Source organism: Leptospira yasudae (genome assembly GCF_003545925.1).
Lineage (GTDB): Bacteria > Spirochaetota > Leptospiria > Leptospirales > Leptospiraceae > Leptospira > Leptospira yasudae.
This window is the reverse complement of sequence record NZ_QHCU01000002.1, coordinates 386,875-406,110: the sequence shown is the minus strand read 5'-3', so window position 1 is coordinate 406,110 and position 19,236 is coordinate 386,875. Positions and strand designations below refer to the sequence as shown.

Annotated in this window: 17 protein-coding genes; 4 read left to right on the top strand and 13 right to left on the bottom strand. The window is 45.5% G+C overall.

The genetic code is table 11. The features are described from left to right. Positions 1-21 precede the first annotated feature (21 nt). From pheT to DLM76_RS07100, 3 genes are all read right to left on the bottom strand, one after another. Positions 22-2,430: a phenylalanine--tRNA ligase subunit beta gene (gene pheT, locus DLM76_RS07110; protein ID WP_118964773.1), complete on the bottom strand. Its 2,409-nt coding sequence runs from the start codon at positions 2,428-2,430 to the stop codon at positions 22-24. An 80-nt stretch (positions 2,431-2,510) separates the two neighbouring features. After that, complete coding sequence (locus DLM76_RS07105) at positions 2,511-5,360, bottom strand: DEAD/DEAH box helicase (protein ID WP_118964772.1); 2,850 nt, start codon at positions 5,358-5,360, stop codon at positions 2,511-2,513. Beyond that, complete coding sequence (locus DLM76_RS07100) at positions 5,361-6,092, bottom strand: 7-carboxy-7-deazaguanine synthase QueE (RefSeq protein ID WP_225913438.1); 732 nt, start codon at positions 6,090-6,092, stop codon at positions 5,361-5,363. 306 nt (positions 6,093-6,398) lie between these two features. Here DLM76_RS07100 and DLM76_RS07090 point away from each other — a divergent pair, with 306 nt between their 5' ends. After that, on the top strand, positions 6,399-7,301 hold the full coding sequence (locus DLM76_RS07090) for a lysophospholipid acyltransferase family protein (RefSeq protein WP_118964771.1): 903 nt from the start codon (positions 6,399-6,401) through the stop codon (positions 7,299-7,301). Positions 7,302-7,367: 66 nt separating this feature from the next. On the opposite strand, the gene DLM76_RS07085 is transcribed toward DLM76_RS07090, so the two are convergent. Beyond that, positions 7,368-7,904 carry an inorganic diphosphatase gene (locus DLM76_RS07085; RefSeq protein ID WP_118954257.1) on the bottom strand — a complete coding sequence of 179 codons (537 nt, stop codon included), beginning with the start codon at positions 7,902-7,904 and terminating at the stop codon, positions 7,368-7,370. Positions 7,905-8,160: 256 nt separating this feature from the next. On the opposite strand from DLM76_RS07085, the gene DLM76_RS07080 reads away from it, so the two are divergent. Then, positions 8,161-9,459 carry a DUF1554 domain-containing protein gene (locus DLM76_RS07080; protein ID WP_118964770.1) on the top strand — a complete coding sequence of 433 codons (1,299 nt, stop codon included), beginning with the start codon at positions 8,161-8,163 and terminating at the stop codon, positions 9,457-9,459. 63 nt (positions 9,460-9,522) lie between these two features. Here the strand turns inward: DLM76_RS07080 and DLM76_RS07075 are convergent, their stop codons facing one another. Continuing rightward, positions 9,523-10,854 carry an MFS transporter gene (locus DLM76_RS07075; protein ID WP_118964769.1) on the bottom strand — a complete coding sequence of 444 codons (1,332 nt, stop codon included), beginning with the start codon at positions 10,852-10,854 and terminating at the stop codon, positions 9,523-9,525. Between the two features lie 328 nt (positions 10,855-11,182). Between DLM76_RS07075 and DLM76_RS07065 the strand changes: the two genes are divergently transcribed. After that, entirely contained in the window at positions 11,183-12,982 is a 1,800-nt protein-coding gene (locus DLM76_RS07065; RefSeq protein ID WP_118954261.1) for a hybrid sensor histidine kinase/response regulator, read from the top strand. Positions 12,983-13,009: 27 nt separating this feature from the next. Continuing rightward, the gene (locus DLM76_RS07060) at positions 13,010-13,702 is read left to right on the top strand and encodes a YdeI/OmpD-associated family protein (RefSeq protein WP_118964768.1); all 693 of its coding nucleotides are present in this window, start codon (positions 13,010-13,012) and stop codon (positions 13,700-13,702) included. Here DLM76_RS07060 and DLM76_RS07055 read toward each other — a convergent pair. Genes DLM76_RS07055 through nirD form a run of 8 tightly spaced genes read right to left on the bottom strand, consistent with a single transcriptional unit; the run spans position 13,682 to position 19,227 of the window. Beyond that, on the bottom strand, positions 13,682-14,875 hold the full coding sequence (locus DLM76_RS07055; protein WP_118964767.1) for a molybdopterin molybdotransferase MoeA: 1,194 nt from the start codon (positions 14,873-14,875) through the stop codon (positions 13,682-13,684). The two genes, DLM76_RS07060 and DLM76_RS07055, sit on opposite strands and share 21 nt — an antisense overlap. Beyond that, positions 14,872-15,780 carry a bifunctional molybdenum cofactor biosynthesis protein MoaC/MoaB gene (moaCB, locus tag DLM76_RS07050; protein WP_118954264.1) on the bottom strand — a complete coding sequence of 303 codons (909 nt, stop codon included), beginning with the start codon at positions 15,778-15,780 and terminating at the stop codon, positions 14,872-14,874. Before moaCB ends, DLM76_RS07055 begins: the two co-directional genes overlap by 4 nt. 9 nt (positions 15,781-15,789) lie before the next feature. Beyond that, positions 15,790-16,566, bottom strand: a complete 777-nt coding sequence (gene cobA, locus DLM76_RS07045) for a uroporphyrinogen-III C-methyltransferase (RefSeq protein WP_118954265.1) — start codon at positions 16,564-16,566, stop codon at positions 15,790-15,792. Next, complete coding sequence (gene mobA, locus DLM76_RS07040) at positions 16,563-17,174, bottom strand: molybdenum cofactor guanylyltransferase (RefSeq protein WP_118964766.1); 612 nt, start codon at positions 17,172-17,174, stop codon at positions 16,563-16,565. Before mobA ends, cobA begins: the two co-directional genes overlap by 4 nt. Continuing rightward, a complete protein-coding gene (locus DLM76_RS07035) occupies positions 17,171-17,644 on the bottom strand; it encodes a molybdenum cofactor biosynthesis protein MoaE (protein ID WP_118954267.1) in 474 nt (157 codons plus the stop codon). Before DLM76_RS07035 ends, mobA begins: the two co-directional genes overlap by 4 nt. 1 nt (position 17,645) lies before the next feature. Next, positions 17,646-17,888, bottom strand: coding sequence for a MoaD/ThiS family protein (locus tag DLM76_RS07030; RefSeq protein ID WP_118964765.1), 243 nt, complete (start codon positions 17,886-17,888; stop codon positions 17,646-17,648). 1 nt (position 17,889) lies between these two features. Next, the gene (moaA, locus tag DLM76_RS07025) at positions 17,890-18,843 is read right to left on the bottom strand and encodes a GTP 3',8-cyclase MoaA (RefSeq protein ID WP_118964764.1); all 954 of its coding nucleotides are present in this window, start codon (positions 18,841-18,843) and stop codon (positions 17,890-17,892) included. Positions 18,844-18,861: 18 nt separating this feature from the next. Further along, positions 18,862-19,227, bottom strand: coding sequence for a nitrite reductase small subunit NirD (gene nirD, locus DLM76_RS07020; RefSeq protein WP_118954270.1), 366 nt, complete (start codon positions 19,225-19,227; stop codon positions 18,862-18,864). Positions 19,228-19,236: the final 9 nt, after the last annotated feature.

The following is a 19,236-nucleotide window of genomic DNA, read 5'->3' as shown; positions in this document are numbered from 1 at the left end:
TTGAAGTCGAGAACGGACGTTTTATCTTAAAACGAATCCGTTCTTGCCCGCAAGCGCGACCAGTTGATCCGAGATTTCCTTGATTCTTTCCTGAGTGAACGTCTTTTCGTAGTTCACCAATCGGAAACGATAACTGACCGATCGTTTGCCTTCGGGAACGTTCCCGCCCGTAAACTGCGAATACACCCAGCTTTCCTGAAGTTCTGGGATATTCTCCTTGGAAACGAGATCGGTAAATACGTTCGAATTTTCCTTTTCTCCGACCAAAATCGAAAGATCTATTTCGGCTTCCGGAAACTGAGAAGGAGCGACAAAACGAGAAACCTTACGATTCGCGTTCCAGAATTCCACGAGTTTTTCGAATTCGAAAGAACCGTAGATCACGCGCTTTTTCAATTCGAACGAATCCAAAACCGCGGGATGAACGTAGCCGAGGTTTCCGATTCTTTGCGAATTTACGATTAAGGATAAACTGGCGCCCGGATGAAAGACCGCTTCCTGTTTGATCTCCCAGGTATAATCGAAAATCTTAATGGAATCCAAAAGAGATTCGATTTCCCTTCTTACCTTTAAGAAATCCTCTTCCAAAAGCTTCAGATCGGATTCGGAGCTCTTGCGGTCGAAGGAAACCGCGTAAGATAAAAATTTCTTTTCGTTATCCGGCTCGGGAAGATTGAAATACGCTCTTCCGAATTCAAAAATCGGAATGTTCGCAAAACGATCCTGATTCGTCCGGATATTCTTCAACAACGAAGGCAAAAGAGAATTTCGAAGTACCGATTGTTCCTCGGGCATTTCGTTTTTGATTTTGACGGAAAGTTTCGCGTCCCCGTCGAGTTCGTTCTCCTTTAAGGATTGAAACGAATAGTTGTAAACCTCGTGATACCCGAGAGTTCCCGCAAAAAACGTCTTACACTTTCTTTCCAATTCCCGGCTGAGATTTCGGATCGGCGTTTTGACCTCGGCCAACAAAGGAGTCACCTGAATCGTATCGTATCCTCTGGTTCTTCCGATCTCTTCCACGAGGTCTTCGGGAATCGTTACGTCGTAGTTGTGACGGAACTTGGGAACCAGTACTTCGAGGTGATCCCCTTTCCAAGAAACGACAAAATGCAATCTTTCTAATATATCGGTGATGTCTCCTTGAGACAAGGTCACTCCGAGTTTGGTGTTGATAAAGTGGATGTTCGTATGAATGCGAACTTCCTTATGAGGAGTGTGTAAAAATCCCGCGGGCTCGGAAGCCTTCAGCGAAGGACAACCGTTTTGCTTTAACAGATTTAGAGCGCGGCGAATCACCGGAAGAGTCGTAGTCGCCTCAAGCCCCTTCTCGTAACGAACGGAAGAATCGGAACGGATTCCTGTGGAACGAATGGACTTACGAACTCTTTCTCTTGCGAACACGGCGGATTCCATTACGACTTCGGTGGAAGTGTTCGAAACGGCGGATTCTTTTCCTCCCATAACGCCCGCGATCGCGACCGGTTTTCCTTGATTGCGAATGAGGAGAATTTCCTCTTCCAGTGCGGGAGAAGTATCGTCCAAAAGACCGAAACTTTCGCCCTTCTTCGCATACGAAACTTCGAGAGAAACTCCGCCTTGACCTTCCAGAAACTTCTTATCGAAAAAGTGAGTCGGTTGGCCCATTTCAAGCATCACGTAATTGGAAACGTCCACGACGTTGTTGATCACTCGAATTCCGCATTTCTGAAGACGAGCTTGAAATTTCCGGGTCGAAGGAAGAATCGAAATTCCTTGAATCGAAGAAGCATAGTAAGAATGAGCGTTTTGATTTTCGATTACTTTCGGAACGGGAATCGAAAGATCGAAGTTCCAAAGAGATTCGAACGGGTTAAACTCGATCGGCAGACGAAGCTGGGAAGCGAGTTCTCTCGCAAAACCGTAATGGTTCCAAAGATCCGGCCTGTGCGTAATGGATTTATTATCAACATCGAATATTATATCATCGTAATGTAAGAAGGAACGGATCGTTTTTCCGACTTCGGCTCCTTCGAGTCCGTTTAAAATCCAAACTCCGTTGCTTTCTTCCGCAAGAGAAAGTTCCTTTTCGGAACAGAGCATTCCCGAACTTTTTACGCCTCTGAGTTCCGATTCTAAAATTTCCTTATCGCCGAGTTTTGCGCCGGGAATTGCAAGCGGAACCAGATCGCCCACTTTTACGTTGGTTGCGCCGGTTACGATCTGCGCTTGGGAGGACCCGGTGGAAACCTGAGCGATCTGAAGTTTATCTGCGGAGGGATGTTTTTCGAGCGATTCGATTTTAACGATCTTTACGAAGTCCAACTCGGGACGATACGGATCGGCCCCGTCTATCTCGCAAACCGAGATCGCGATCTTCTTTAAAATCGCGTCGAGTCCCACCTCCTTTAAAGGTGTAAAATCGTTCATCCAATCTAAGGAAAGTTTCACGTCGTCGAACTCCGTTCCAAGTACTAAGGTCCAGAAACCCCGATCAAAATCGGATGTCGAGCAGGAAAACTCCCGACGGCTCAGTTCGGAAGATATACTTGGAAAAGTTGAAAACGATGTTGGATCGTCTTGCCGTTTCTTACTTTGCGGAGCTCCCGATCGAAGTCTTCTTTCACCTTTTGAATCTCGTTTCGGGTTCGGTTCATCGCGGATTTTTTCTCGGGCTTTCCTTCCCATTTGAACGCGGCTTCCTGACGCATGAGTTTTTCCTCAAGCTGTCTCAAAGTGTTCTGATTGCTGGTTCGGATTTTAAATTCTTCCTTTTGAAAGAGGTCCAAGGTTTGATCTCCGAGTTCCTTCTTTCTGGATTCCACGATTTCATCCAAAACGAGAAAGGTTCGGATTAAATTCTCTTCCACGTTGGCGGGAAGTGCGGGGCCGGAGGCCTCGGACGATCCGGCTTTGTTCGTCGTTTGCGATTCGCGGAGTTCTTCGGGAAGTTCTTCGATTCGTTTTACGGTTCCGGTGCGCGGATTCGCCTCGAAATAAAACAACTCGGTGCGCTTCAGCGAGAATTGAAATTCCACAAGAAAAACGTAATATTCTTTGTTGGAAATGGAATGAAAGGTAGTGCTCCATCCTTTTTGATTTTGGATGAGATACGAAACCGTCTTATCGATCAAGGGATGACCGAACGCTAAAAATTCCAGACTGTCGTTTTGCAACGCGAGTTCCGAATCGAAGGTCCCGAGCTTTCCTTTATATTGCGGAGAATCGATTTCATAGATCTGCGGCTTTTTTCGGACCAGTTTAAATCCCGCGTCTTCGGGAAAGGTTCGAGTAAAACGAGAAACGAATTCTTCCAAGTGCGTATTGTTAAACGAACGCTCTTCCAAAGTGTGACTGTAATAGTCCTGAAGATTGAAGTCGATGAGTTTCGGAGTCACGAGCGCGCCGAGTTTTTCAAACCCCTTCTTTGCAATCTTGATCCGATTGTCGATCTCGTCCTCCATTTCGATTTTCGATTTATTGCCCGTAACGAACTTCATAAAGGAAGAATTAAAATCCAACTCGTCTTCGATCGCGCCCAACAGTTCGTCCGAAGATCCGATCGATTCCTCGAAAAGACGGATCTTATTCGTAAGAACCTCCAGAATCCTTTCCGCAACCGTATCCTTGCTCGCAAAGTTGAAGATGAACACGTTGTCCTTTTGTCCGAAACGGTGAATCCTTCCGATCCTTTGTTCGATCTTGAGGGGACTCCAAGGCAAATCGTAATTGAAAAGAACGTTCGCAAACTGAAGATTTCGCCCTTCCCCTCCGGCTTCGGTACAAATCAAAATTTCGGTCTTCGTCTTAAATTCCACGATCGCCCTTTCTTTCGCGTCCGCGCTGAGAGAACCGTGAAACAAGGTCACTTGGAAATCGGCAAGAACGGAAGCCAAAAAATCCTGAGTCGTTCTAAACTGCGTGAATATGATGAATTTTGAATGTCCTTCTTTTTGAAGTTTCAAAATCGTTTCTTTCAACTTGATGGACTTCTTGTCCTCTTTGATTTTTTTACCGAGCAAAATCAAACGATTCAGGGAAAGAAGTTCCCGCTTTAAACTCTGGAGATCGAGTTGAACCGATTCGTCCAAACCGGAAACGAATTCTTCCACGTCTTCGGTTTCGTCGAGATCCCATTCTTCCAACTTGGATTCCATTTGTTTGATATGATGGAATCGATTCTCCAAAAGGAATTTTCGTTTTGTAAGAGCGGACAAAAGAGCGAACACGGAAGAATCCAAGAGTTTCTGAAACACGATCATCACGAATCCGATCGCGCGGTTCTGCGTTCTCATTGCGAGATTGTATTCTCTTCGGACGTAGTTCGTGGTTTCTTCGTAAAATTCCCGTTCGACTGGAGAAAGTTCGATTCTGACGGTTTTGGCGAATCGTTTCGTAAACCCGCCGACTTCCACCTTTCTTCTTCGTAAAAGGACTTTCGAGATCTTATCCTTGAGATCGGTTTTGTTTCCGAGAATATAATCGTTTACGAATGTATGATACGGACCCAAAATATTCGGATCGATCAGATGCATGAGATAATAGAGTTCTTCGAGTTTTCCTCGGAACGGAGTCGCGGTTAAAAGAAGAAGGCATTCGCACTTTTTGGAAATTTTTTCGGCAAAAAGATATGCTCGCGTGATTTTGTGATAATCCCTTCTGAGTCTGTGTGCCTCGTCGAAAATGACGATGTCCCATTTCGTTTTGAGAATTTCTTCCGCGTATTTCGGATTTTTGATGAAGTCGACGGAAGTGATCGCGTGCTGGAAGTTTTTCCAGTTTTTATCTCCGTCCGTGTGGAAGTTCTTTCGCTTAACGATTTCAAAGTCCTCGTTGAACTTATTCTTCAGCTCCTGTTGCCATTGAACCAAAAGCGGAGAAGGTGCGACGATCAGAACTTTTTTGTAACCTCGACGAAAGATCAGTTCCTTCATCACGAGAGCGGCTTCGATGGTTTTCCCCAATCCCACTTCGTCCGCGAGGATGAATCGAGGTCGCAAACTGTTCACGACGATATACGTGGATTCGATCTGATGCGGAAGAAGTCTCGTTCTCGAATTGGAAAGCGCCGAAAGTTTATCGAATGCGTGAGTGAGCTTGAGTTCGTACGCGGTAAGAGATAAGTCCATCAAATCGGCTTGTTCGCCTACGTTTCTCAGAGGAGAAGGATAACCCGGAAGAATTCTCAAGTAAGGAGAATTTTCCGACACCGTCTTTTTCGTAGCGGTGGAAGCGAATTCGATCGTAAACTTGCCTTCGCCCGAAGACGCGATCTTTCCGATTCCCGATTCGGGAGAATTGGTCAAATAACAAAAATCCCCGCGATAACCGGAGCGCGGATTGGATTCGAAATCGAGGCTGAGCTGCAGAGTATCTTCCAACTAAACTCCCCTCTTATCGCCCCAAATGTATTTATGCGTTTGCAAAGAAAGACGAAGCCCCGAACCTAAAGAAGACTTCATCCATTCCGCGAGAAGTTCCGCGGACAATTCTCCCTGAACGGGAGAAGCTAAAAGATTTCCCGATAATTTCCTGTTTTCGATGACTTCCAAACATCTTTCAAAATCGATTCGATCCCGGATCACAAACTTAATCTCATCCAACTCATTCTTTCTTTCTTTATAGATTTCCAAATTCTTCAGATTCATCCGATCTTCCATACCGGAACCCGGAAGCTTATAATCCAAAGTAAAAACGAAGTGATCCAATCCTTCGATCGATTCGGCTCCGTTTGTTTCCACTCTCGGTCTTGGATAAGAGCCGTTCGTGTTTCTGATTCTAAAAATTTCTTCGCCCAATGCGACGCTGAAGTCTCTGTTTTTTCCTTCCAGCGGTTCGCCTCCGGTAAGAAGAATCTGCGTTTGCACCGGACTCAATTCTTGAATCCGATCCAGGACCTGATTCAAACTCATCTCTTCTCCCGCGCTCGGCGACAAAGCGTACGGAGTATCGCACCACAATCGTCTGCCGATCGTCATTCCGCATCGAAGAGAACAACCGGCCATACGAACGAACACGGTGGGGATGCCGGTGGAAATTCCTTCTCCGGAAAGAGAAAGATAGATTTCATGTACGGAGGTTTTCAGATTGTCCATGGGTTCTTTCGAGTACAAGATTTTTCTTTAAGCAAGCAAGGAGATCGTAAAAAAAATGGAAAGGTAAATTCCAGAATTTACAACCTGCCCTTTGCGGTCAACTCTCGGAGACTCCGTTTTTAAAACAAAGAATGAAACCTTGCTTAGTTTGATTCTACAATAAAGGCGGTGAAAATGCGCTGTTCTTTTGCTTGTCAATCCGCGCGGAAAACTGTCCCTTTGCATAAGAACCTGTCCTTTTCGACAGACCTTGCAGCTTGACCTTTTCGATCCTAAGAGATTCGTTTTTAGAACACGCTGTAAAAACTAGTTCTTGGGGATACCTTGATTCGTTATATACCGTCTTTTATCTTTGTTTATCTTTTTTATCTTCCGTTCCGAATTTTACCGTATCGTTTGTGTCTTTTATACGGAAGATTTCTTGTCATTCTTTTATATCCGTTTGCGAGAAAGCATAGAAAGATCGCGTATGATAATATATCACACGCATTTCCGGAATATACGGACGCGCAAAAGAAAGAACTCGTCTGGAAGAGTATTCTCCATATCGGAAACCTCGTAGCGGGAACCTTATTCGCGCCGCGCTTGAACCAAAAATGGATGGATCGTTATCTCGTATACGATCCGGAATCTTTAGCGATCGAAAAGAAAACCAACGAAGAAGGAGTCGGAGTCGTTTTAATTTCGGGTCACTTCGGTACTTGGGAAATCCTCGTTCAGTTTATGGGAATCCGCATGAAAGGCGGAGGGATTTATAAAAAGGTAAGAAACCCGTTCGTAGATAAACTGATTTATAGACTCAGAACGAAAAACAACATCAGACTCGTTTCCACCGAAGAATCCAGCCAAGTCACGAAGATGTTGAAGCAGGGATATTGGGTAGGATTCGGTTCGGATCAAAACGCGGGAAAGGTGGGAATCTTCGTAAACTTCTTCAATCGTCCCGCTTCCACATATCAAGGCCCCGCATTGATGGCCTATCTCACCGGAGCCAAGATGCTTTTGTATTCGGTTCTTTGCGGTGAACACGGAAAGGTAATCGTTCGCGTAAAAGACTTAGGTTATGTGGATAAGAAAGCCTTTCCCGATCGCGAAGCAGCGATCCGTCATTATACGGAAGTTTGGACGAAAGCCTTAGAGGAAGAAGTGAGATTGTATCCCGAACAATACTTTTGGGTTCACAGAAGATGGAGAACAAAACCCGGAGATTTTCCCGGACAAGTTTAAGCGAAGAATTCTTCCGTTCAAAAACGTCCCGGTTCGCCGCGGACGTTTTTTGCACGAAAAGAAGAATCATTTTTTCGGAAACGTTTTCTTATACAATTCCAAAGAATCCAATACGATCTTTCTCGCTAATTCTGCGTTCTGAAATTCTTCAATGACGACCGTTTTGTTTTCGAGTTTTTTGTAATCTTCAAAGAAGTGTTTGAGTTCCAACGTGAAGTGCGGAGGAAGTTCGGAAATATCGTTGATATGATTTACGGACATATCATTTGCAGCGACCGCGATGATCTTGTCGTCTTCTTCTCCCGAATCCAACATTCTCATCACTCCCACTACTTTCGCTTTAACTAAACACAGAGGTTCGAGTTCCACTTGCGATAAAACGAGAATGTCGAGCGGATCATGATCTCCGCAATACGACTGAGGAATAAATCCGTAGTTGGCCGGATAATAAAAAGAAGAATACAAAACCCGATCGAGTTTGAGAATTCCGTATTCTTTATCGACTTCGTATTTTGCACGGCTGCCGCGTTTGATTTCGATGACGCCGTTTACGATTTCCGGAACTTGATCGCCGGGTGAAATATCATGCCAAGGGTGTACCATATCTGAAACTTTTTTAGGGTAAGAAGGGAAGGCAAGTGTAAAAACTGCCGGTTTTCCGACCAGAATCGAATACGGGAGATCAAGGCGGAATTCTCACCTTCCGGAAAGGGATGCGAGCAATCCGTTTCCAACAGACCGTTCTATTCAACCAAAGCTCCCGATTTATAGAACGAAAATTATCGATTTTTTTTTATAAATTGTCGGAAACTAGTCAATAAATTTTATACCAACGGTTAAACGGAGTGAGGGAATTCCTATGCGTAAACAAACCCTTTTTCTCATTCCTATTTTGATCTTTTTACAATGCGCCCAAGCGGACAAGGTTCAGTTCGACGCTTCCAAAGGTTTAGGCGGCGTGATCCAAATCGTTGCCACCGAAGTCGTAAATACTCCCGTAAACGGCAATCAACAAAGCGGTGGGTCGAGCGGAAGCGGCGGTGTAACGTACGGCGGACATATTTCCGGATTGGTAAGCGGGAGTATTACCCTTTCCAACGGAAGTTCCAACGTGGTTCTTACGCCCACTTCTCCGGGCATTACGGGAGGCGCTGGGAGTTATCAATTCTCTTCTTCTTTGAGCAGCGGTTCCGCTTATAATGTTTCCATTTCTTCGTTTCCCACGAATCTTTCCTGTAATATTTATAATTATTCCGGTACGGCCTCCGCAACAGTTACGGATATCGACGTTTATTGTTATTCGGTCGTGATTACTTCAACCCTTACGATTGTGGAAGGTACTTCCAATCCCTCGAATAATTTTTCTCTGAGTCTTTCTCATCCGCCGGGACCGGTTGCGGGTTCGTCCGTAAGCGTGACCTATCCTAGTTTTCCTTCAAACCTGAGCGTCACTTCCGCATTACCGACCACTCTTTCCACGACGGCCGTCAACCGTACGGTCAACGCTACGAACGAAACCGGCACTCCCGATTTTGCAAATGAGAGCGAGACGATCACAGCCAGGGTGGCTCAATCGATCGGAAGCGCGACTAACGTTTCCGTGACTTCGGACGTTACGATCACCGATAATGATAAAAGAATGTATCTTGCTCCGATTGCGAGCGGAACCGGTAACACTGGCGGAAAAGCCGGAGCGGATACGATCTGCAACTCGAATAAACCGGGTTATATTACCGGCTCCGTCGGAGCTATGATCGGAACTTCGACCAGGAAACCGTTACCGACTCCAAGCAGCGACTGGCCTTTAAAACCGCTTTACACATATTACAGAGACAACACGACCACGATTATCGCAAACTCCAATAGCGGGGCCATTCTTCCTTTTTCTTGGAATAACAAAGTCAGCAGTAATGCGGGAGTTACCGCCGCGTTCGCTTGTCCTGCGATGGGAAGCCCTGCCTGCGGTTATATTACGGGAATGGACAATACTTGGACCGTTTTATTAGGTCAAAACTGCGGTAATTGGACCAGCGGCTTATCCTCAGCGGAGGGAATGACGGGGTGGGCGGGAAGTGTGGATTCAAACGCGCTCTCGTATTTCGCCCCCACATGCGACGCGTTGGGCTCTTCCGCAAACATTATCTGCGTAGAACTTTAAGATTTCTGAATGTCTTTTAACGAGCGAAAGGATTTAGAAATTTAAACTTTCCCCGAAGGCTTCTTAGGCCTTCGGTTTCCAGCTCCAAGTAATCGCGAGCAGCGCGAGAGCGATCAAAGTCGAGGCGATGATCAAATACAACGATTGTTCCCAATGAAAGTCGGGTTGTTTGCTCAACCACCCGACCGCTTTCGAAAGCGCGGTTCTTCCCAAATATCCGAACAAACCGATAAATCCCGCTGCGGTTCCCACCGCTTTTTTGGAGGTAAAATCCAAACCGGCAACGCCTAACAACATCACAGGCGGGTAAATAAAAAAGCCGACGACGCCGAACAACGTCAAATCCAACCAGAGATGACCCGGTGGGGTAAACAACAAGGCGATCAAAGCGGATAAAATGGGGAGCATACAAAGAAAACTCACCATTCCCCTTTTACCTCCGAGTTTATCCGAACCCCAGCCCACCAAAAGCGTGGAACCGATTCCGGCGAATTCGTAAATCAGTGTGCTGACTCCGCCTTTTTCCAGCGTTGCCCCTTTAGCGAACTTGAGGTATGTGGGACCGATATCCGTTAAGCTATAACGAACCACATAGACGAAAAAGTTGGCTAGGGCAAACGTCCAAATATAATAATTTTTTAATACGGAACCGACTATGATTTCCCGAAACGACAGTTCCCTTTCCTGTTCTTGTGCGGAAATTCTGGATTCTTTTTCCGGATCCTCTTGATATTCTTCGATCGGAGGAAGACCCACGGACTGCGGAGTATCCACTAATCGAAAAAGAAGATACACAGCCGTTACGATCGCAATCGATGCGGGAATATAAAACGCGTTTCTCCAACCCCACCAAGCCGCGCTGTAAGCGGCGACAACGCCGACCAAACCGCCGCCCACATTATGAGCTATATTCCAAATCGCGAACTTAGCTCCTCTTTCCGTCACTCCGAACCAATGTCCGAGAGAACGTCCGCAAGGAGGCCAACCCATTCCCTGCACCAATCCGTTCAAAGCCCAGAGATAAAAATGAACCTCGTAAGAACCGGAGGCTCCGAAAACAAAATTACAAACTGCGGTTAAAACCAAACCCAAGGGCATAAAGTATTTCGGATTGCTTCGATCGGACAAAGCGCCCATCACAAATTTTCCAAGACCATACGTGATCGCAGTCACCGCGAGAATATTCGTAATCTGCTCTTGGCTGTAATGAAGAGCCTCCCCCATTTCTTTCGAAACGACGGGGAAATTATTTCTGACCAGATAAAAAACCGCATAACCGATAAAGGTGGCCTCTAAAATCCTCCACCGAAATCGAGGATACTGGCGATCAATTTCATCTTTCGGTAAAAGCGGTTTCGGTTTTGCGGGAAGAAAAAAACGCAGAGCTGAAATCATTAGGGCACAATCTTAAGGATCTGCGTCGTCTTACAAGATCATTTTGACCTGAATTCGAACGCGAAAGCGGGTTTCATTTTTTCGCGAAGTCGGATTAAAAAAATTGCAGGAGACTTTTATCAAAAACAAAGAAACGAAAGCGAAGAACTTCCTAGTTTCCAAAGAAAAATGAAATCGACAACTAAGTACAAAGGGTTATAAAATAAATCTTTCGCGAACAATCTCAAATCCGGAAAATACTTTCCCGAAATTGAAAAGATAAAATCGTCGAAAATAAATTGGAATTCCCATTCGAAATAGGAAAGTATCATTTTATAACTTACAATATATGATTAAGAATTTGCCGATCTCAGCACCCGCTCGAATTTCTTTCTTATACTTGCTTCTTGCATCGGCTTGGATTTTTTTTTCCGATCAATTTATCAGTTTATTGTCGTTTGATCCTTTCATTCTTACCACTCTGCAGACATACAAAGGCTGGGCCTTCGTTACGACCACGACGGTTTTATTATTCTTCATATTGAATCGCTACTTCCTTCTTTTAAAAAAGGAAACCGAAGAACAAAAAGCCGCTGAAACGGCTTTGATCGAATCCGAAAGACGATTCAGAGTAACTCTTGAAAATATAAATCTGATCGGATTGGGTCTCGATTCCGAGGCGAATATTACCTTTTGCAACGATTATTTTTTGAACCTGAGCGGATGGAAACGGGAAGAAATCATCGGTAAAAACTGGTTCGATTATTTTTTACCGGAACAAGAGAAAGATCAAGTTCGCTCTATCTTTAAGGACGCAGTCAAAACGAAAACTCTTCCCTTGCATTACAATAATTATCTCAAGACGAGAAGCGGTGAAAAAAGACTAGTTCAATGGGATAACACGCTCCTTCAAAACGCAGAGGGAGACGTGATCGGAACGATCAGCATCGGCACCGATATCACCGATCGAAAAAAGGCGGAATCCGATCGGCTTGAATTAGAACGAAGATTGTTGCACGCTCAAAAGCTGGAAAGTCTGGGAGTACTCGCGGGTGGAATCGCTCACGACTTCAACAACTTACTCGGCGGAATTTTCGGTTATATCGATCTTGCCCGCGAAAAGGTCAGCGAGGATGATCCGATCGCAAGGCATCTCGATAAAGCGATCAACGTGTTCAACCGCGCGAGAGATTTGACGCAACAGCTTCTTACCTTTGCAAAAGGAGGAAAACCGATTCGGAAAACCGGTTCTTTAGCGCCGTTGTTAAACGACTGCGTTCTTTTCGCGTTGAGCGGCTCGAACGTTTCCTGTCATTTCGATATCGATCCGAACCTTTGTCTTTGCGATTTCGACGAAAACCAAATCCATCAAGTTATCGAAAATATCATCATCAATTCCATTCAATCCATGCCGTTGGGAGGAACGATTCAAGTCACCGCAAAGAATACCTATCTTCCGAAAGACAACTCGAAACACTTGCAAGGAGGTGAATATGCTCTCATCTCCGTGAAGGACAGCGGAATCGGAATTCCCAAGGACCTTCTTTCCCGAATTTTCGAACCGTTCTTTACGACGAAACAAAAAGGAACCGGACTCGGACTCGCCACTTCGTATTCCATCATTCAAAAACACGACGGAGGAATCGAAGTCATCTCCGAACCGGGTTTAGGAAGCACGTTCAACATTTATCTTCCGATGTCCAAGAATAAAATCGAAGACGTTCATAAACGCGATCTGAAATATCATAGAGGCCGCGGAAAAATTCTCATTATGGACGACGAAGAATTCATTCTCGAGATTTTTTCGGATATGTTGGAAAGAATGGGTTATACGACGGCACATGCAAAGAACGGAGCCGAAGCCATTCAACTTTTTACGAGAGCAAGAGATTCGCGTCAGCCGTTCGATGTTTTGATTTTCGATCTTACGATTCCCGGCGGAATGGGCGGTGAAAAAACGATTTCCGAAATCAGAAAGATCGATCCCGATGTGATTGCGATCGCTTCCAGCGGTTATTCGGAAGATCCGATCATCTCTTCCCCGAAGGAATACGGTTTCCATGCAAGTCTTAGAAAGCCGTTTCGCAAAAGCGATCTCGCGGAATTGTTGGAAAACGTTTTCGACGGAAAACGGGTTCTTCGATCGTAAGAATCGCCGCAAGTTTCGTAACGCCTTATGATCGAATTGAATCCGGACGTAATCAAAAAGATGAAACTCAAAGAAGGGAATCGATTGTTCGTCGCCTCGAATGAAACACGAACAAATCCTTCTTCGATCGGAGGGATTGAACTTACGAACCGAGGGTCCGAAGCGAACGGAATTCTTCTTTTTGCGGGTTCGGCTTCCTCTTTGAAATCCGCTTTTAAAAAAATCGTAACTTCACTCCGCGAAGATACGTTGCTTTGGATCGCCTATCCGAAAAAATCTTCCGGAATCAAAACGGACTTGGATCGGGATCACGGATGGGAACCCATTACCGAAATCGGATACGACGGAATCGCGCTCATCTCCTTAAACGATACTTGGTCCGCAGTTCGGTTTAAAAAATCCGACACCGTTAAAAAAGGCGGTTCAAAGGCCGAAAAACAAAAACGACCGGAACTTTCCAAATACATCGATTATGCGAAGAAGACCGTAAAACTACCGGAAGACGTAACCAAGTCGTTTTACAAAAATAAGGACGCGAAACAGACCTTCGAATCACTATCTTGGTCCCACAAACGGGAATTTATCGAATCGATCTTGGAAGCTAAAAACGCCGAAACCAGAACGAATCGAATTCTTAAGATGATCGAACAACTTGGCGCCAAAAAATCCGGACCGACGAAACGAAAAACCGCCGCAAAATCACCAAGGAAGAAAATCTAAAACGTCTCCGTCGTTGATTTCCGATCGATCCGCGGGATGTAAGGCGATTCCGTCCGAAGACAATCCCGCTCGAATATCGCCGCTTCCGTTAAACGACTTTGCCGCGATTCCGGTCAGTTCGTTCGTCTCGAAACAAACCGGAAAGTATTCCGGCAAAGAATTCTTCTTTTTACGCATTCCAAAAAATGAATATCTTTGAGCCGGTAGACTATGCAAACCGAGATACGATCGGATATAAGGATCCAAAAAAATTCTCGCACAAACCTGAACGCTGAACGGATTTCCGGGCAAACCGAACACTGCGGTTTTTCCCTTGCGACCGAACCAAATCGGCTTACCGGGCTTGAGATGAACCTTGTGAAAAATCTCTTCGACTCCAAGTCGCTTTAACAAGGGCGGAACCAAATCCATACTTCCCATCGAAACTCCGCCGGACAAAAGAAGAATGTCCGAATTCAATCCTTGTTCCAAAGCTTGGGTGATTTTCGATTCTTCATCCGGAACAAGAAGAACGGCCTGAGGGATGATTTCGTATTTGCGCAACATTGCAAGCAAAGAATACGAATTGGAATCCCGAATCTGAACCGGACTCGGTTTTGCGTCGATCGGAATGACCTCGTTACCGGTGGAGATGATCGTAACTTTCGGAAGAGAACTCACGGAAACCCGATCGATTCCTAACGAAGCCAGCAAAGAAATTTCCGACATCAGGATTTTCATGCCCGTTTTTAAAACGAGATCGGACCGTTTTAAATCCTCTCCCTGAAGAGCTATATTCAAATAAGGGAATACTTTTTTCGAGTTCAATCGCACATGCGTTTCGGAGGAATTTTTGGAGACTTCTTCGCTTTCCTCGATTTTAATCACTGCGTCCAAACCCGCAGGAACGGCCGCACCCGTCATGATCTTAACGATTTCTTCTCCGGGATCGAGAACGGATTCCATTCCCGCAAAGATCTCTTTTTTACAATGATAGATTTTGCCTGATTCATATCGATCGCTACGGATCGCATAACCGTCCATAGTCGAACGAGGAAAAGGAGGATAATCCCGATCCGCGGAAATATCCTGAGCCAATACTCTTCCGAGACTTTCTTTTAAGGAAAGAACTTCGATCTCCGACTTAGGAACCTGCGACAGAATTTTCGAGATCGCCTCTTCGATGGAGATCAATGACCTTCTCCCCGCATCATTTTTTTTGCGTGAAAGATCGCCGGAAAAATCGCTTTGAGACTTTCTCTTGCGCCGTTGGAGCTGCCCGGCACGCATACGACTAAAGTCTTTTTGATTCTCCCCGCTAAAGAACGGGACAACATCGCATACGGAGTTCTGTCTTGTCCGAAGGATCGCATCGCTTCCGCGATTCCTGGTATTTCCTGATCCAATAAAGCTCTGACCGTATCCGTCGTATTGTCTCTCGGCCCGAGGCCAGTTCCTCCCGTGGTTACGATGAGATCGATTCCGAGTTCGACCCAAGAAAGAATTTTTTTTCGAATCTCCTCCGGTTCGTCGGGAACGATCCGGTAATCGGCCAATTCTACATTCGATTCTTTGAATATAGATTCGATGACTTTGCCGGAAGCATCCTCTCGTTTGCCCGCAAACGTGGAATCGGAACAAACCAGAATAGCGGCTTTTGCTCCATCCGCAAATTTGGAAATTTGCATCTCGCTCTTACCGCCCTTCTTTTCCAAAAGACGAACGGAAGAAATCTCCAGTTCCTTGTCGATCGGTTTTAACAAATCGTAAATCGTCAGAGCGGCGACGCTCAAACCGGTCAACACTTCCATTTCGATTCCGGTCTTTCCGATCGATTTACCGCTTGCGAGAATTCTTACGCCCCTTTCCACCAATTCGAACGTAAGATCGAACGAATCGATGTTTACCGGATGACAATGAGGAATCAGATCGGAAGTTTTTTTGGATGCGAGCAAACCGCTTGCCTTTGCGACTCCGAAAAGATCGCCTTTCGGAAGAGTATTCTCCTTAATTCTTTTCAAGGTTTCGGGCGTACAATATACGAACCCCTCAGCCGTCGCCGAACGAAGGCTGGTTCTTTTTTCCGTAATATCGATCATTCTTTTGTCCTAACTGAAAGTATAAGGACGATGGATGAGCGCTCGAAGAGAATCCATTTTCAGATAATAATCGATGATGTCTCCGATAATCAGAAGCGCAGGCGAACTGACTTCGCTCTTTTCGGCTACAACACGAATGTTTCCCAAATTTCCCGTAACGATTCTTTGATGCGCGAGCGTCGCGTTTTCCACGATGCCGACGGGAAGACTTTCCGGATTTCCACTTTCAACCAGATCATCCACAATCTCTTTGAGTGAATTCAAACCCATATAAACGACGAGAGTTTTTCCTTCACAGGAAAGATTTTTGAAGCTCTGAGAATTTTTTCCATTCTTTCCGTGACCCGTAACGTAAAGAATTTCTTTGGAATATTCGCGATGCGTAAGCGGAAAGCCCAAGCTCGCAACCGCGCCGGAAGCGGTCGTAATACCGGCGACAATCTCGCATTCGATTCCCAAATTCAAAAGGAATTCGACTTCTTCGCCTACTCGTCCAAAAATGGAAGGATCTCCGCCTTTGAGTCGAATCACGGTTTTATATTGCAGAGCGGCATCCGCGATCTTTTGATTGAGATCGATTTGCTGACAACTGTGCTGTCCCAACCGTTTTCCCACGTAGATCAATTCGGTTTTTTTACGGCAGAGTTTCAATATCTTAGAAGAAACCAAGTCGTCGTAAAGAACCACTTCCGCCATGCGGAGAATTTTGACAGCCTTTCGCGTAAGAAGCTCCGGATCTCCAGGACCCGCGCCGACCAAATAAACTTTTCCGTATTCCGCATTCATACGACGACCTCCGAAGGGATTCCGATTTCGTTCGGGGTATTATAATTGATGAATGCGTTTTCAAGCGCTGAAGAAGAATCAAACTCGATCCATTTCGTTTTCGCTTCGTTTAAAATCCCGCTCGGTGAAACGATTTTAGAAGGAGAATTCCATTTTTTGAATGTATTTTTCAATAGTTCGGACGTATAAATCGCGGGAAACGGTTCGATACAATCCTGACTTCTCCATGCATACGCTGATTTTCCGGAATCTTTCCGATATTCTTCCAAGAGCCGAACGAGAATCGTTGGATCCAGGATCGGCATATCGCAGGCGATTACCAAATAATCGGCGGTCGTATCGCTAAGATGTGCGGAAAGAATTCCGGAAATCGGTCCTTGATTTTCAAAGATGTCTTCCACGAATTCAAAGGAAGAATCCTCTTTTTGATACGTTGCTCTTTGTTCTTTTCGGATCGAGATCAAACAACGATCGGTAAATTCTCGCAATAGTTCATATCGTTTGCGGACCCACGGCTGCCCTTCGGTGACAAGAAGCCCCTTGTCCCTTCCCATACGCGAGGAATATCCTCCGCAAAGAATCAATCCAATGGGCGTTCGTTTTGTCATCGATGCGCCTTCAAAGGTGTATAACGTTCATGTCCGGTCGTTCCTGCGGCACAACCAGCGCAATTGAGAGTCCATTCCGAAGTTCCGTCTTCGTAAAATTCCTTTTTCCAAATCGGAACCTCGTGTTTGACTCGGTCGATGATATATCGATTCGCTTCATACGCTTCTTTTCGATGCGAAGAAGTCGTGATCACGCAGACGGAAGATTCTTCCGGTTGAACGGTTCCCGTTCTATGAACGCAGATCGCTTTTTTTAAATGAAAGATCGCGGTAGCTTCCTCCAGAATTTTTGCGATCATCGGTTCGGCCATAGGAGGATATGCCTCGTAAAAGAGATGAGTCACTTTCTTATGATCCGTACCCGCGTTGTCTCTGGGTTCTCCGCTGAAAAGCACGACTGCGCCGCTGGAAGGATCGTGCCCTTGCGAGATTAAGAATGCGAGATCGATCGGTTCTTCTTGAAGATGCATATCAACCTCCGCTCAAAGGAGGAAGTATTAATACGACTTCCCCTTCTTCCACGATTCGATCGGCTCCGACCATTTTGTCCTGAACCGCCCAAAGGGATACGTCCAAAATCCCGCTCGTCGCCGGTTTCTTTTTACGCATTTCTTCGACAACGTCCAACACGCGCACAGGAGTTTCCAAGTTGAGAATGAAGTCGGATTGAAAATGATCCTTTAAAATTCCGAATGTTTTTACCGTTACGTTCATCTCAACCTCCGATCGCCATCATGGTTAGATCGCTTCCTTTAAACCGTACGTCCTGTTTTTGACGCAGCGCCAACGTAAGAATCTGTTCCATCTCTATCCCTTGTTCCATCAACTTAGGAAGTGGAAACCCGGTGGAGGAACTCAAACAACCGTAAAGATTTCCCTTGCTGTCCAAGCGAAGACGATCGCAATCCCTGCAAAACGGAGCCGATTCGTTTGCGATAATTCCGAAGGAATTCCCTTCCTGGGTCGTCCAATAATTCGCGGTGGAGGATTCTTTTCTGACCTGCGGAGTCAGGGTTCCGAATCTGCTTTCCACTCGATCCAAAATTTCATCCTGTTTGAAAACCGGAACCGTATCCGAATTCTGAAGATAACCCATCTTCATCAGTTCCAAAAACCGCGGAAGAATCCCCTTGCTCCAAGAATATTCAAGAATGGGAATGATCTGATCCTCGTTTTTTCCGCGAACCAACGTGCAGTTGATTCTTACCTTCAAGCCGGTCGAAACCGCCGCATCGATTCCGTTTAACGTCTGTTTGAATGCGGAACGGCGGCTCATCGTTTGAAACGATTCCTGCGTCAGCCCGTCCAAAGAAATATTAACCGAATCGAGTCCGGCTTCTTTCAATTCTTCGATTTGTTTGGATAACACCGAACCGTTGGTCGTGATCGAAACTTCGGGAATATTCAGATTTTTAATTTCTCGAACGAGAATTTTCAATCCCGGATAAAGAGTCGGTTCGCCTCCGGTGAGACGAACCTTCTTCAGATCTAAAGCGGAATGCAGACCTTTCACGATGCGAACCCATTCTTCCGTTTTTAATAAATCCGTTTTTTTTAAACCGAAATCCGAGGTTTCACGATCCACGCAATAAGTGCAGGCGAAATTGCAACGATCCAAAAGGCTGATTCTAAGAGTTCGAAAACTCCTGCCGAAACCGTCGCTTATCATAACTTCACCCCGGATTTTTCATTTCGCCACCATGGAGGAATCTACGGCAACATACACCGTTCCACCTTCGACCTTAACGGGGAAAGTGCGGACGGAATAGGATTCTCCCGAAATACATTCTCCCGATTTGAGAGAAAAGGATTTCTTATGCAGAGGACAAGCGACCTTGGGTTCGCCTTGGGAATCACCGGTCAGTCCTCTGGATAAAACCATATCTCCCGTATGAGGGCAGCGATTCTCACAAGCATACCACTCATCTTCTTGTTGGAAATGAAAAATTGCGATTTGCTCGTCCCCAATCTTTGCACAAGTCCCTCCGTTCGGGGAGAATTCCGAAATGGGAGCGACTTCAATCCAGACTTTTTCTTCAATCGTAGTTTGCATGTTAGCTCC